General features: G+C 43.2%; 11 protein-coding genes and 1 pseudogene. 4 read left to right on the top strand and 8 right to left on the bottom strand.

Going from position 1 to position 14,348, the window contains the following annotated elements:
- Positions 1–487 precede the first annotated feature (487 nt).
- The 3 genes and pseudogenes from J7I42_RS29250 to J7I42_RS29240 form a co-directional block, all read left to right on the top strand.
- Positions 488–1,495 (top strand): annotated as a pseudogene (locus J7I42_RS29250) (RHS repeat-associated core domain-containing protein); the annotation flags it as partial.
- Position 1,496: 1 nt separating this feature from the next.
- Complete coding sequence (locus J7I42_RS29245; RefSeq protein WP_209142962.1) at positions 1,497–2,129, top strand: hypothetical protein; 633 nt, start codon at positions 1,497–1,499, stop codon at positions 2,127–2,129.
- A 104-nt stretch (positions 2,130–2,233) separates the two neighbouring features.
- Positions 2,234–3,154 carry a DUF6263 family protein gene (locus J7I42_RS29240; RefSeq protein ID WP_209142960.1) on the top strand — a complete coding sequence of 307 codons (921 nt, stop codon included), beginning with the start codon at positions 2,234–2,236 and terminating at the stop codon, positions 3,152–3,154.
- Between the two features lie 247 nt (positions 3,155–3,401).
- On the opposite strand, the gene J7I42_RS29235 is transcribed toward J7I42_RS29240, so the two are convergent.
- From J7I42_RS29235 to J7I42_RS29210, 6 genes are all read right to left on the bottom strand, one after another.
- On the bottom strand, positions 3,402–4,835 hold the full coding sequence (locus tag J7I42_RS29235) for a TolC family protein (protein ID WP_209142958.1): 1,434 nt from the start codon (positions 4,833–4,835) through the stop codon (positions 3,402–3,404).
- Positions 4,828–7,995 carry an efflux RND transporter permease subunit gene (locus J7I42_RS29230; RefSeq protein WP_209142956.1) on the bottom strand — a complete coding sequence of 1,056 codons (3,168 nt, stop codon included), beginning with the start codon at positions 7,993–7,995 and terminating at the stop codon, positions 4,828–4,830. The genes J7I42_RS29235 and J7I42_RS29230 overlap by 8 nt, the downstream gene beginning before the upstream one ends.
- A 72-nt stretch (positions 7,996–8,067) precedes the next feature.
- The gene (locus J7I42_RS29225; RefSeq protein ID WP_209142954.1) at positions 8,068–9,039 is read right to left on the bottom strand and encodes an efflux RND transporter periplasmic adaptor subunit; all 972 of its coding nucleotides are present in this window, start codon (positions 9,037–9,039) and stop codon (positions 8,068–8,070) included.
- Positions 9,040–9,330: 291 nt separating this feature from the next.
- Entirely contained in the window at positions 9,331–9,684 is a 354-nt protein-coding gene (locus tag J7I42_RS29220) for a hypothetical protein (RefSeq protein ID WP_209142952.1), read from the bottom strand.
- 230 nt (positions 9,685–9,914) lie between these two features.
- Positions 9,915–10,346 carry a hypothetical protein gene (locus J7I42_RS29215; RefSeq protein ID WP_209142950.1) on the bottom strand — a complete coding sequence of 144 codons (432 nt, stop codon included), beginning with the start codon at positions 10,344–10,346 and terminating at the stop codon, positions 9,915–9,917.
- A gap of 8 nt (positions 10,347–10,354) precedes the next feature.
- Positions 10,355–10,783, bottom strand: coding sequence for a hypothetical protein (locus J7I42_RS29210; protein ID WP_209142948.1), 429 nt, complete (start codon positions 10,781–10,783; stop codon positions 10,355–10,357).
- A gap of 126 nt (positions 10,784–10,909) precedes the next feature.
- Between J7I42_RS29210 and bla the strand changes: the two genes are divergently transcribed.
- Complete coding sequence (bla, locus tag J7I42_RS29205; RefSeq protein WP_209142946.1) at positions 10,910–11,776, top strand: subclass B3 metallo-beta-lactamase; 867 nt, start codon at positions 10,910–10,912, stop codon at positions 11,774–11,776.
- An 8-nt stretch (positions 11,777–11,784) separates the two neighbouring features.
- On the opposite strand, the gene J7I42_RS29200 is transcribed toward bla, so the two are convergent.
- Together J7I42_RS29200 and J7I42_RS29195 are read right to left on the bottom strand one after the other, a co-directional pair.
- Positions 11,785–12,435, bottom strand: coding sequence for a response regulator (locus tag J7I42_RS29200; protein ID WP_209142944.1), 651 nt, complete (start codon positions 12,433–12,435; stop codon positions 11,785–11,787).
- Positions 12,425–14,320: a sensor histidine kinase gene (locus tag J7I42_RS29195; protein WP_209142942.1), complete on the bottom strand. Its 1,896-nt coding sequence runs from the start codon at positions 14,318–14,320 to the stop codon at positions 12,425–12,427. Before J7I42_RS29195 ends, J7I42_RS29200 begins: the two co-directional genes overlap by 11 nt.
- Positions 14,321–14,348 lie beyond the last annotated feature (28 nt).

Genomic DNA, 14,348 nt, shown 5'->3' with positions numbered 1-14,348 from the left:
CAAGAGGTAGGAAGTTAAAAGGTTGACGACTTAATGGGGGATAGCGTTACAATTAAGGGCATAAGCGGCCGCATGTGTCAGGTAATGGGACAGTGATTACACGAAAATTACTCAAAACGACACGCCTATTGGTAAATTTTCACGTTCAATACTTTTTCTTATCATGTTAGCTTCCCTTCTTATCTTTGCCGGCAATTACATGTATTGATATGCGTGACAATCGTGTATTAATAAGGTTAAATTGATATTTGTAGCAAAACCCTTTTACCTGTTAATGAGCCTGCGTCCTATACCATTGCTATTACTGTTTATTATTATATGTGTGTCTTTTGCGGCCAGAGCGCAGGATACGATGTCTGGTCATCATAAGTAACCTCACCACCAACAGGAAGCCATTCTATCTCATACCCAACATAATTTTCAGTAAACCGGTCCTCAAAATTATTTACCGTATAAGTACGTTCCTGTCCATAAAAATCGAAGCAGGAACTTATATAATGATAAAGAGCTTATAGACGATGCTGACCTTGACTGGTATGATTACGGGTTTAGGTATTATGATCCGCAAATTGGCCGGTTCCCTCAGCTAGATCCTTTGGCATTTGAATATCCTTATTATACACCTTATCAATTTGCGGGTTGCGAGCCAGTTGCAAATATTGATTTGGATGGATTGGAAAAGTATAAGGTATTAGAAACCGTTTATGTTGTTCATAAAGCTCGTTCACTAACGGCGGTTGCTATACAAAGCATACAGAATGTTATACGAGTGGCAACAGAACAGGCACGTTTAGGTCTTATTGCAGCTCGTGGTGCTGAAGATGCCATGGCTAACGCAATGTCTGTAGGTCTTTACAATCGTTTTGGAGGATTTAATTTAGATGATTATACTGATCCCATAGATCAATTAGCTTATCTTAACGGCCAGTTAAAAGGAAGTTATGGTGTACAGATGCTGGCTAGAACTGAAATTGGTGCAGGTGGGGCTGGGATGTTATCAACCGGATGGACAGGTATAGGGGCTGCTGGATCTGGGTTTGTAATGCTGCATGGTGTTGCTGTTGAAGCTACAGCTATTATTGATATTGGAAAAACCCAGGAGTTGATTAACAACCTTAGGACAGAGATGGTATACATGTCTGCCCAAAACCCTAAGGTTACCACTGATCGTGATGGTTTGGAAGATCCGGAGCCAGAGGATAAGTCGCGACTGGGTAGAAAATATGATCCGGAACAAAGAACAGTTGTTGAATCCAAGGATGCTGCCAAAGTATATGATAAAATGGATAAGCAAATGCAGACAAGAGTTGAAGAGGCTATCCAAAAGGTTCGAAGTGGAGAGGCTGGGGGGAATCAGCACGTTCTGGGACGAGACTTAAAAGGGTATAATGCAATTGATCTGAAAGGAACGGGCAAAGCCAGAGGTGGTGTAAGGATAGTTTACAGGGAAACAAACAAAGAAATATTTATAAAAGATATAACTGACTATCATTAACATGAGCATTCAAAGATTGAAATTAAATATAGATAATGCTGTCGCTAGGTGGTATGAACAGCTGTTTATTGACCTTCCACAAAATGACTTTATCATAATATGCAACAATTCTGATTGGTTAAGATGGTTTGGAACAAATTTAACTCAGTACTTATGTACTATTGGCGGGCATGAGGTAGTTCCTATGTATGGTAAACAAATTAATAATCTGGAATCGTGCTGTTATCAGATAAATCTAAGTATGCCGATTGGTTATAATTTCAGACCTGATTATCATGCTTTGTATGATACGTTGTTGAATTTTGAAACAGAACCGCCTAAAAGAGTTATTGTATTTAATGATGCGCAATTTTTATTGAGTTCCAATCCTGAAGTTTTTGATAATGTAATGGAGTCAATGGTGGTTGCCTCCTATGTAAACAGGGAGGGCATTTCAACAATTAAAGAGGATGGGACAAGATACAAGGTTGATCAAAGAAATATTTTTATTTTCGACAATGCAAACTGGGAAAGAATAGGCGAATCAATTAATAGAGAATTTTATATTCCTTCAATTGATGAGCACACAAGGGTTGACAGGAAGTTAGATTTCAATATTATTGAAATAGTGGATGAGTCTGAACAAGCACTCTGAATTTTATTAAAATATAGCTGGTGGAAATTAATTGCAAAAAGCCTGTAATTTAATTCCCGCCAGCTATTAAAATTTATTTTACACTGCTCCCTCAAAGAATGCAAATGAAATTATATTTTTATAGTATCTCCTTTTTTCTATCGTTATTCCTGCTTTCCTGCAAAAACACCAGCCATCAAGATGCCACCAAAAAATACCAGTTTGCATTACACCTGAGCGCCGGTGCTAAATACTATTTCAATATCAATACAGAAACGGTATCACGCGTTTTGGTAGCTGGTAAAGACATGGAGACCAACAGCCAGTCTGAAATTGGTTTGATCTATGAAGTGGTGGGCAGTTCACCTGACAGTATTCAGGTTAAGATCACCTACGACCAGTTAAAGTTTGCTATTAAGGGCAAAGACGGCCAAAAAGAAATCGATGCGGCTAATTCAGGCCATTCATTTGATGACATGGAGAAGCAGTTAGCGGCTATCAAAGGCGCTTCTGTATATGTTGTCCTGAACAAGAAAGGAGAGGTGTTGGAGGTAACAGGCAACAAGGAGATCGCTGATAAACTAGTGACAACCCTGCATGTTACAAATCCTGCCAGTGAAAGCCGGCTCAGGGAGCAGTTCAAGAAGTTTATTGGTGACGATTTTATCAGGAATAATTTATCAAGCCAGTTTAGTTTGTTTCCCGACACTGCTGTTGTGGTGGGGGATTCCTGGATCTTGAAAAATAAACTCTCTTCTGATGTTGAAGTCGATGCTTCCTCTACCTGCACTTTTGATGATCTGGATGGCAAACTGGCCACCGTTACCTCTGCCGCCCAAATAAATACCGATGATAAATTGACCATTACAGGCACAGAAGTGCCGGCATCTATCAAAGGTAGTCAGAAAGGCAAGTTCATTACAGACATCGGTACAGGCCTCTTAATGGAGGCCAAAACAACTATAGCTCTGGAAGGCAGTGTTCAGTCAATGGGAAAAGACTATCCACTTTCCATAAAAATAACCAAGCTTATTACAAGTAAATAGCTTCTCGAGGAGGTTGACCAGTTGATGAGGGAGGAATACAGCAGGTAGGAAGTATGAGGTCAGAAGTTCGCTAATTTTTTACAATCAGCACGAAACTCTTGAGGCCGAAATTTCAGACTCTTCGTATTTCATACCTCATACCTCTTACTTCCTACATCCTACTTCATGCTTCATAAAGCTTTAAAACAAAAAAGGTGCCTCATACTTTGAGACACCTTCTTTGTTTTTTAGGCTTTCACGCTTCACATTACTTCCAGCCACCGCCTAAGTTCCTGTATATATTTACTACGGCGTTCAATTGATCTTTTCTGGTTTCAACCAATTCCAGTTTTGCTTCCAACGCATCCCGTTGGGTCATCAGTACTTCCAGGTAATCGGCCCGGGCATTCTTGAACAGGTCATTCGAAATGCCGATCGAGGCAGTCAGTGCTTCCACCTGTTTTGATTTCAGGTCGTAGCTTTTTTCCAGGTTGTTGATGTTTGATAATTGTGTTGATACTTCTGTATAGGCATTCACTATACTTCGCTGATAGTTATACAAGGCCTGTAGTTGCCGGGCATTGGCATTGTTAAACTCCGCCTTGATCGCATTCCGGTTGATCAACGGGCCCATCATTTCACCGGCCAGGTTGTATAAGATAGACTCAGGTAAGTGGAACAGATAGGTAGGGCTGAATGCCTGTAAACCTACTGCTGCTGAAAGTCCCAATGAAGGGAAGAATTCAGCACGGGTGATCTTTACATCCAGTTTCGCGGCTGCCAGGTCCAGTTCCGCCTGTTTAATATCCGGGCGGTTGATCAGCAGTTGCGATGGGATCCCGGAGTTCACTACCGTAGGGATCAGATTTACCAGATTGCTGGTATCCCTGGCGATCGGTTGTGGGAACCGGCCTAACAAAAAGTTGATCCGGTTTTCGGTAACTTTTATGTTCTGCAGGATCTCATATTCCAAGCTTTGCGTTTTCAGTACTTCCGCTTCAAACTTCCGTACGGCCAGCTCTGTAACCCGGGCGGCCTCCTTCTGTACCTTCACAATTTCCAACGCATCTTTTTGCAGCGCGATGTTCTGCCGAACGATCGTCAGCTGGTTGTCAAAACCCAGTAATTCATAATAAGAATTAGCTATTTCAGCAACCAGGTTGGTTACCACAAAATTCCTGCCTTCTACCGTTGATAGATACCTGGTAACGGCCGCTTTTTTTGCATTGTGCAGTTTGTGCCAGATATCTACTTCCCAGTTGGCGAACGCAGCCACGGTAAAATCGCCTAATGGATCGGGCATTTCCTTACCGGGTTTTATCTCTGTAGAGGCATCACCGGCGCCCTGGCTGGTGTACCGGCCTACTTTCTCAACGCCTATTCCGCCTCTTATGCCTACCTGAGGCAACAAGGGCTGCTGTTTGAATTTTATATCGTTCCTGGCAATTTCCACCTCCTGTAAAGTGATCTGGAGTTCCTGGTTGCGTTGCAACGCAGTATCTATCAGGCTCACCAGGTCCTTATCTGTAAAGAAAGAACGATAGGGGATGGCTGCGATATTGGTGGTGTCTTGTTTGTCGTCGTAAGACCCGGGTACCGACTTGTTTTCGTGAACTTCCACAAGGGCCGGTACTTTACAACCAGCTATAGCCAAACATAGGTATGCCAGACTAACGGATCTCTTTATACTCAATTTAAACATTATGATCGATTTCTTCAGTTAACGGATTTTCATCTTCATCTCTAACCAGTCTGCGTTTTTCGGCCATTCTGCCAAATATGTAATACAAACCGGGGATGATCAATACCCCGAATATGGTACCCAGCAACATACCGCCGGCAGCGGCTGTACCGATGGTCCTGTTCCCGATCTTGCCCGGACCGTTGGCAAATACCAGCGGGATCAGACCGGCAATAAAGGCAAAGGAGGTCATCAGGATGGGGCGGAACCGCACGCGGGCCCCTTCCATGGCTGCTTTTAGTACCGTTGCACCTGCCCGGTGCCGCTGTACCGCAAACTCTACGATCAATACGGCGTTCTTACCCAACAAACCGATCAACATTACCATGGCCACCTGGGCATAAATGTTGTTTTCAAGACCCATTACCTGTAATAACAGATAGGCGCCGAAAATACCGGTAGGTAACGAAAGGATCACCGACAGTGGCAGAATAAAGCTTTCATATTGTGCTGACAGGATCAGGTATACGAAGCCCAAACAAATAAGGAAGATGTAGATAGCGCCATTACCCTGGGCTACCTCATCCTTGGAGATACCCGCCCAGTCAATACCAAAACCTCTGGGCAGTGACTTTGCTGCCACTTCATTAATGGCCTTGATGGCCGCTCCACTACTGTAACCGGGTGCCGCTGAACCACTGATCTCGGAGGCCGTATACATGTTGTGCCGGGTGATTTCCGACAAACCATACACTTTTTCCATTTTCATAAATGCCGAGTAGGGCACCATTTCATCGCGGTTATTTTTTACATATAGTTTCAGGATGTCTTCGGGCAACGCGCGATATCCGGGCGCAGCCTGTACGATCACCTTGTACATGCGACCGAAGGTGATAAAGCTGATCTCGTAGTTACTACCAATGAGGGTAGAAAGCGAGTTCATCGCGTTTTCGATCGAGACCCCTTTCTGTTGCGCAATGTCATTATCCACACTCAACATATATTGCGGGAAGCTGGCGCTGTAGAAACTGAACACGGAAGTCAGTTCTTTTCGCTTTCTCAATTCCTTCACGAAATCATTACTTACCTCTTCCATTCTTTTGTAGGAACTGGTTCCGGCTTTATCGAGCAGGCGGCATTCAAAACCACCTGCTGCACCATAACCGGGTACTGCCGGTGGTTGGAAGAATTCTATATTGGCTCCCGAAATGTCTTTTGATTTTTCTTCCAGCTCGTCGATAATTTCCTGTGCGGAGTGTTTGCGATCTTCCCAGCTTTTCAGGTTGATCAAACAGGTGCCTGAGTTGGCGCCTGTACCTTCTGACAGGATCTCATAACCCGCCAGTGAAGAAACGGTTGAGATGCCCTCAATGCCTTCTGCTATTTTTTGTAGCCTGGTAGCGATCTCGTTTGTTCTTTCCAGCGTAGAACCGGGCGGGGTTTGAATGATGGCATAGAACATCCCCTGGTCTTCGTTCGGAATAAAGCCCGAAGGTACTTTCCCATTGAGGAAATAAGTACCGGCGCAGAATGCACCCAGAATAAGAAAGGTAACGCCCCGTCGGGTTATTATACGCCCCAGTATTGACACGTAGCTACCCTGGATCCGGTTAAAGCCATTATTAAAACCATCGAGGAATTTATCGACAGGATTTTTCTTTTTCTTTTTACCATGGTTGTTCTTCAGGATCATGGCGCACAAAGCGGGGGTAAGCGTTAACGCCACCACACCCGACAGGATGATCGCTGTGGCCATGGTGATAGAGAACTGGCGATAGAAGATCCCCACCGGGCCTTTCATGAACGCTACCGGTATAAATACCGCTGCCATCAGGAAGGTGATGGCTATAATGGCCCCGCTGATCTCATGCATCGCTTTCTTGGTGGCTTTCAGCGGCGACAGGTGCTCTTCTTCCATTTTCGCGTGCACCGCTTCAATAACCACAATGGCGTCATCCACCACCACACCAATCGCCATTACAAGGGCGAATAGCGTGATCAGGTTCAGCGTAATACCAAAGAACTGCATGAATACGAATGTACCGATCAATGACACCGGTACGGCCATGGCGGGTATCAGGGTAGAGCGCCAGTCGCCCAGGAACAGGAATACCACAATACCCACCAGAATGAAGGCTTCTACCAGGGTATGTATCACCTTCTCGATAGACGCGTCCAGGAACTTGGATACGTCGTAGCTGATCTCATACTTCATTCCCTTTGGGAAGGAGCTGCCCTGGATCTCTTTCAGTTTTTCCTTAACATTCTCAATTACCTGGCTCGCATTACTACCATACGATTGCTTCAAAACAATGGCGGCGGAGGGTTTGCTGTTCAGGTTTGAATAAATGTCGTACATGGAGCTGCCAAACTCAATATCAGCTATATCCTTCAACCGAAGGAGCTCTCCATCGGGTGTTGATTTTACTACAACATTCTGATATTGTTCTTTGGTGGTGAACCGGCCTGTATATTTCAATACATATTCAAAGGATTGTGATCTTTTACCAGAGCTTTCCCCGGCTTTGCCAGGTGATGCTTCCAGGCTTTGCGAACTCAGGGATTCCATCACCTCATCGGCTGAGATCTTATAGGCTAACATGCGATCGGGTTTCAGCCAGATACGCATGGCGTATTCACGGTTACCCAGGATGTCGGCGTAACCAACCCCATCTACACGTTTCAACTCAGGCAAGATGTTGATGTCTGCGAAGTTGAACAGAAATTTCTGGTCTGCATTGGGGTCCTCACTATACAGGTTAATGTACATCAACATGTTTGACTCCTCGCGGGTGATCTTTACCCCTTCGCGTACAACCAGTGGCGGTAGTTTGTTCACCACGGAAGCCACGCGGTTTTGTACGTTCAAAGAGGCTACGTTGGGATCAGTCCCCAGGTTAAATACCACCTGGATAGATGCCTCACCGTCGTTGCCCGCATCAGAGGCCATATATTTCATGCCTGGAACACCGTTGATGGCCCGTTCAAGTGGCATAACCACCGATTTGATCATCAATTCACCGTTGGCGCCGGGATAATCAGCTGTTACGTTCACCTTGGGTGGTGAAATGGATGGGAACTGTGTTACCGGTAACCCGAATATGGCCAGTACGCCCAAAAACACAATGATAAGCGATATCACTATCGACAGTACCGGCCTTTGTATAAATTTATTAAACATTTACTTGCAATTAGGGAATGAATTACTGTTACTACACGCAGGGGGTTAGCTAAATGCATAACCCTTCCATGACTATTCTGCATGTACCCGCAGGTGCGTTATAACTTCTTCTGGTTTTTCGAAATCAAACTGGATCTTATCGTCCTCTTTTACCTTCTGCACGCCTTCGAGCAGGATCTTTTCGTCGTCATTAAGACCAGTTGCTACTACATACAGATCGGGCAATTCGCCAGTAATGGTGATAAGTCTTGATTTTACCGCATTGTTTTTGTCGACTACGAATACATATCTTTTATCCTGTATTTCGTAGGTGGCTTTTTGTGGGATCACCATGGCATCCTTTTGCGGAACGGTCATCAATATTTTACCTGTTTCACCGTGTTTTAACAGTTTGTCAGGGTTGGGGAATCTTGCGCGGAAAGCGATGTTACCGGTTTCGTTATCGAATTCGCTTTCGATGGTTTCTACTTCACCGGCATATTTCAGGGGTTTGTTGTTTGCTAAAAGCAGGTTTACCCTGCCTTTTACGCCGCCTTTTGTGTTGGCTTTGTACTCGAGGTATTCCGGTTCGCTTACATTGAAATAAGCAAACATCTGGTTGTTGTCAGAAAGGCTGGTTAGTAATTCGCCTTCATCGATAAGGCTACCCAGTTTTTTAGGCAGGCGGTCGATGGTGCCATCAAATGGCGCCCTGATCTCCGTGAACTGCAAATGAAGTTTGGCCAACGCCATTTCAGCTTTTGCCTGGTCGAGCTTTGCCTGGGCTAACGCCTGTTCATTTTTTGATACAATATTTTTTTCCGCAAGGGTGGTAGAGTTTGCCAGTTCAATTTCTGCAGATTTGGTCTCTGCCTGTGCTTTCAGCACTTCCGCCTCATAAAATTTGGGCATGATCCTGAATAACAGTTGACCGGCCTTTACAAACTGGCCTTCATCCACATAAATATTTTGCAGAAAGCCCTTTTCCTGGGCCCTGATCTCGATGTTCCGTACAGACCTGATCTGCGAAACATACTCCTTGGTAAAGGAAGTATCAATTCTCATAGGGCTGGTAACTTTATATTTACCAGGTTCCTCTTTTTCTTCCTTGGTTGACTTACAGCTCGTATTGCACAATAATGCTATCAAGCTTGTGAACAAGACAATTCTCTTCATGACAATAAATGGGTGTTATGCGATTGAACGCTTTTTAAAAGCAAGGGTTTAATTGGGGGAATGCTATGGAATTATCAGTCGCGCCCGGGTACAATCAAAATTGTAAAGCAGGAGGAATGTATTATTAACAAACGTTCGGCAGAAAATAACGATCGGCCCAGGGTTGCTGAAAAAATGTCATCAGATCCTTAAAACACGTTGGGTTATGTATTTAAAAGCAAAAAGACTGTAATGCGGTTTTGAAGATCTGAAACGGGTAAAGAGATAGGTTAAAACAAATGAATAGGCGAGGGCGTATAAGCACCTGGCCAGTATTTTATATTTTCTTGCAGTAGAGTCGTTGGAGTCCTCATCCTCTATATCGGGAATGCTGTTGTCGCCTGGCTTGCCTGCGGCGTTTGGCTTAACGACAGCCACCCCTTGTTTATTGTCTGTAAACTTCAAATTACTTTTTACCAGGCGCAGCGAGGAGTAGCTATTGCTATGCACACCTGTATATAGGTAGTTATATCCTCCAAAAAGGATATAGAACATGCATACAAAAATTATGGCTACTCTCATTTGGGCTCAAAACTAACAAGTAGTTTGTGTGAGAAAAACTTATTAACGCCCCTTAACAAGCCGTTTGCAAAAATATCACGCAGTCATAATGAGACTTGTAGCATCTTTATAGGCTTAATTATAATTTTGTTATTTGGATGTTAACACAATGAGGGCTCCCTGTTAAATTTTCATAGGCATTGCTGGTTTTGACAGTTTTAAAGTCATTCATAGGTAACATACCAACCCAGCGCCCGCAAATCATCCAGTGTAAAATCATATCGCGTTAAAACCTTGTAATTCTTCCGCACTTCGCTCCAGGGTGTTGTTCTCAGTACTTCTGAATCAAAGATAAAAAGTGACACTCTTTCATACGAGTGGTCTAACAGAATTGATTCTACGCACATTTCCCCGTTTTCAACATACCACTTTTGATGAGGAGCTATGCCGCCATAAAAGTCATGTTCAATATAGGGACTCTGAAAGTTGATACTGGTGTCTGGGTAGTCATAACTAAGGACCACTGTAAGGGATTTGTCACTCTTATTTTCAAAATCTATCTGGTAATGGCAATGCCTTGTATTCGATTTATGGCACGTCATAGAAAGAAAAAAGCAGGGGAGCAGCAGCAGTAAGCTGGCGTGGGTGAATTTCATAAGAGGGGTTATTGAAGGTCGAATGAATAATTGTTGTTGATCAGGTCATCCTGGGTGAGGTCAAGCCGCTTTATGATCTGGTACTGAGTCCTTATCTGGTCCCACGGCGTTGACTCAACCAGTTCGGCATCGAACACAAATACGGATAATTTCTGAACACCCGGATTGTCTAAGAATTGTTCCAGGCAATTTGATCTTGGATCGATGGTGGCTTGGGAATGGGCCGCCAGTTTTTTAGAAGTCCGGCTGATGACGGGATTTTGAAAATTCAGGCTGGTATCGGGATAATCAAAACTAAAAAGAGTATAAACCGCCTTATCAGTATTATTATTTATTGTAAGATTCTTACAAATGGGATCTGGATCCTCTTTTTGGCAGGTTGACGAAAGTAAAACACAGCTTGTTATTAAAAGCAGTGCGGTCAGGGTTATTTTCATATGCAATTAGCGTATAACGGATTGGCACGAAAAATACAGTTACCGTTGCTCACTTTAAAGACCATTTTTACATTTTAACATTTAATTTTACCACGCTTCCCAATTACCTGATTAAACTTTATTTTAATGTTTAGAAAAATTGTAATTCCCGTACTTGTTCTTTTTGCTGTTCACGCTAACGTACATGCTCAAAAACTGGCTCCATTGCCTATGAATAGTGAGGAGTGGTCGAAACCCACCGAGCCATTTCGCATTGCCGGTAATTTATATTATGTGGGTACTTATGATCTCGGTTGTTATTTAATTGCCACACCAAAAGGGCATATTCTTATCAATACCGGTTTGGCTGAATCGGTACCCATGATCAAAAAGAACATGGAACAATTGGGTTTTAAATTTTCCGATATAAAGATCCTGTTGACCACCCAGGCGCATTTTGACCATGTCGCCGGGATGGCCGAGATAAAAAAGGGGACGCATGCAAAAATGATGGTTGACGCAAAAGACGCAAAAGTACTTGCTGATGGTGGAAATTCTGATTACTATATGGGCGGAAAAGGACCCATTTACGTGCCGGTAAAAGCCGATAAATTATTAAATGACCAGGATTCTATTAGTTTGGGTGGAACAACACTCGTGTTGTTGCATCACCCCGGTCATACTCAGGGTTCCTGCAGTTTCCTGGTAACTGTTAAGGATGAAAAAAGAAGCTATGCGGTGCTGATCGCCAATATGCCCACCATTTTGCCCGACACCAAAATGAGCGGCATGCCTGGTTATGACGACATCAGCAAGGATTTTGCCTATACGCTGGATGCCATGAAGAAACTGCAGTTTGACCTGTGGGTAGCTTCTCATGCCAGTCAGTTCGATATGCATGAAAAAAGAAAGGATGGGGCTGCTTATAATCCTGAAGCCTTTGCTGACCGTGCAGCATATGATAAGATCATAGAGGCCCGGGAAGCTGATTATAAAAAGGCATTGGGCAAATAGCCTTTTATTCAATGCTCGGCCAGGCCATGATTTTGCATGAATTTGATGAGGTCGGGTATTTTTCTGACGCCCGCCTTGCTGTAAAAGTTCTTTCTATGGGTTTTAATAGTGAGTTCGCTTAAACATAATTTATTGGCTATTTCAGGATTGGAGAAACCCTGAATAACCAATCTGATGATCTCAATTTCCCGTTGGGAGATGTTCAGGTGTTTCACTCTTAAGTGATCATCTGGCTGGTTCGTTTGTTTTTTATCATCTTTTTCCTGTATTGCAGGGAAGTGTGTTTTTCCCTGCAATACAGTTTCAATAGCTGTTAGTAAGTTGGCCGGCGAATCGTCTTTTACCACATAGCCATCAAATTGCAGTTTGGCCAACTCATCCTGTATGCCGGTGTATTGTGTTAATGCTATGATCTTGCAATTGGGAAACTTCTTTTTTAATTGCAGACAGGAAGCCCTTCCTTCCAGCCCGGGAATATTCAGATCGAGTAAAATGAAATCAGGAAAATACTGGGTACTGGCATTTAGTAAATGCCGGGTCTCTGAGAATTCATTTATTAATTCATATTGTTCGTGATCTGCCAGGTATTTTTTTACGCCATCTCTGAAAAAGGGATGGTCGTCGATAATAATAAACTGGTATTTGTTTTTAATAGTCATGCAGGCTTATTTTTTCGTTTATACTTCGTGCCAACGGAATCCTTATATCAATTAGAGTTCCCGCATTTTCGCTATGCATATTTACCGGAGACTTGATATTTAGACTTCCATTGAGCAGCTTTACCCGGGACCTTATGCTTCTGATGCCAATACCCATGGAATCGGTACCCTTGTAGTGAAAGCCGATGCCATCGTCTTCTGAAACGATCCGTAATTCTTTTTTGTCAAATGAAATACTCAGATAGGCATTGTCTGCCCGGGCATGTTTCAACATATTTGAGATCAATTCCTGCACGATCCTGAAGATATTCAATTTGACCTGTTCAGACAGGTTGATCGTTTGTTCATTGATAGAAAGCTCTATGTTCAATGGCCTCAATCGCGGACGCAATTCTTCAATGTATTGTTTTATGATCTCAGGTAAGGTATTCTTTACTATATAATCCGGCAGCATGTAATGGGAAACATACCGCACTTCTTCCTGGGCTTTTTTAATGGCAGCCGCGAAACTGGTAAGGTCTTTATTGTTTACCGGTCCGGTAGCGACCAATAGCGGCTCAATGCTGTATCGGATACCTGATAATTTGCTGGCAATACCATCATGTATTTCCTGGGCCAGCCGGCGGCGTTCATCTTCCTGGCCAATGATCACGCTCTGGATGGTTTTTTGTTTGTAGGTGGCATAACGCTGGGCCAGGGCGGCAGTAAGTAAGGAGATCTCGATCAGGATCCCCATTTGCAAGATGCCTTCCAGTTGATAAAAGCCTTTTGTCCAACCCAACTCCAACAGGGCCAGGTTAAATATACTGCCTACCTTCAGCAAACTGGCTATGAAGTAAAACCTGGCTACGAACGATCCTTTAATGGAATACAAAAAGATGGAAAAGAAAACAACCAACACGGCCAGACAAATGATAGCCAGGAATACGATCAGATAGGCATGGTTTGTTGTATATCCATATCGGTTCATGTCTATAAGTGGAAACAATGCCGCTGCTACCAGCAGGCCACAAGCCCAGTTACCGGCTTTGTAAATAAAGCCATTTACTTTTTTTAACTGTAACAGGATCTGGCAAATGCGGATATTCAAAAAGATATTAATGCAAGCTAAGAAGGGCGATGACAAGGTGCTGATCCAGGGATGGTTTCCCCAGAAAAATTGATAGCCCAGGCCAAAATAACTCAGTAGCCATAGGATGGCAGTAATGATATACAGGCTATAATACAGATACAGCGAGTACCAGGTATTAATAAAAAACGCCAGGCTAAAGAATGCAACGAATAACAGTATGCCATAGGTGATACCATCTATCAGATAATTTTTAGCCGTGGCGGTTTGCCAGGCGGGTTCTTTAAAGATCTTTACCGGCAGCATCAGCGTATGTCCTACCTGGTTTACAAACAGAAAGTAGTCTTTTGATTGTCCTTTTTTTACAGATACAGGGAATACGAAATTCTTGTTGTAAATGGCTCTGTTATTGAAAGGGTAGAAGTCGCCGCACTTTCCAATGGAATGTACTTGACCCGCGTCAATTTCGAATAATTCCATTTCATTTATGCGGGGGCTTTCAATGTCAATTAGTAACTTACTGTTCAACGTATCACGGTTAGTTACTTCGAAATGAAACCACAAATACTGCCGGGGTATTCCTCCATTAAAAACATCGGTGCCGGTTGAAATAAAATGGCCGGCCTTGTATCGTTGAACAATATCTGTGATTGACCTGCTATTTGTTGAACAATATGACCAGTTGTTTCCGGTAAAGGTATAAACAGGTTGTCCATTAATTATTATGGGTTCTCCATTGGTGATGAAGGGAAAAAGTATAAGCAGTAGTGCAAACCAGGCTTTTGGCCAGGATTTAAAAAATGACAATGGGACCATAAGGGATTAATGGCCTTGAATTTACAAA

This window comes from Niastella soli, assembly GCF_017742245.1.
Taxonomy (GTDB): domain Bacteria; phylum Bacteroidota; class Bacteroidia; order Chitinophagales; family Chitinophagaceae; genus Niastella; species Niastella soli.
This window is presented reverse-complemented; position numbering and strand designations above follow the sequence as displayed.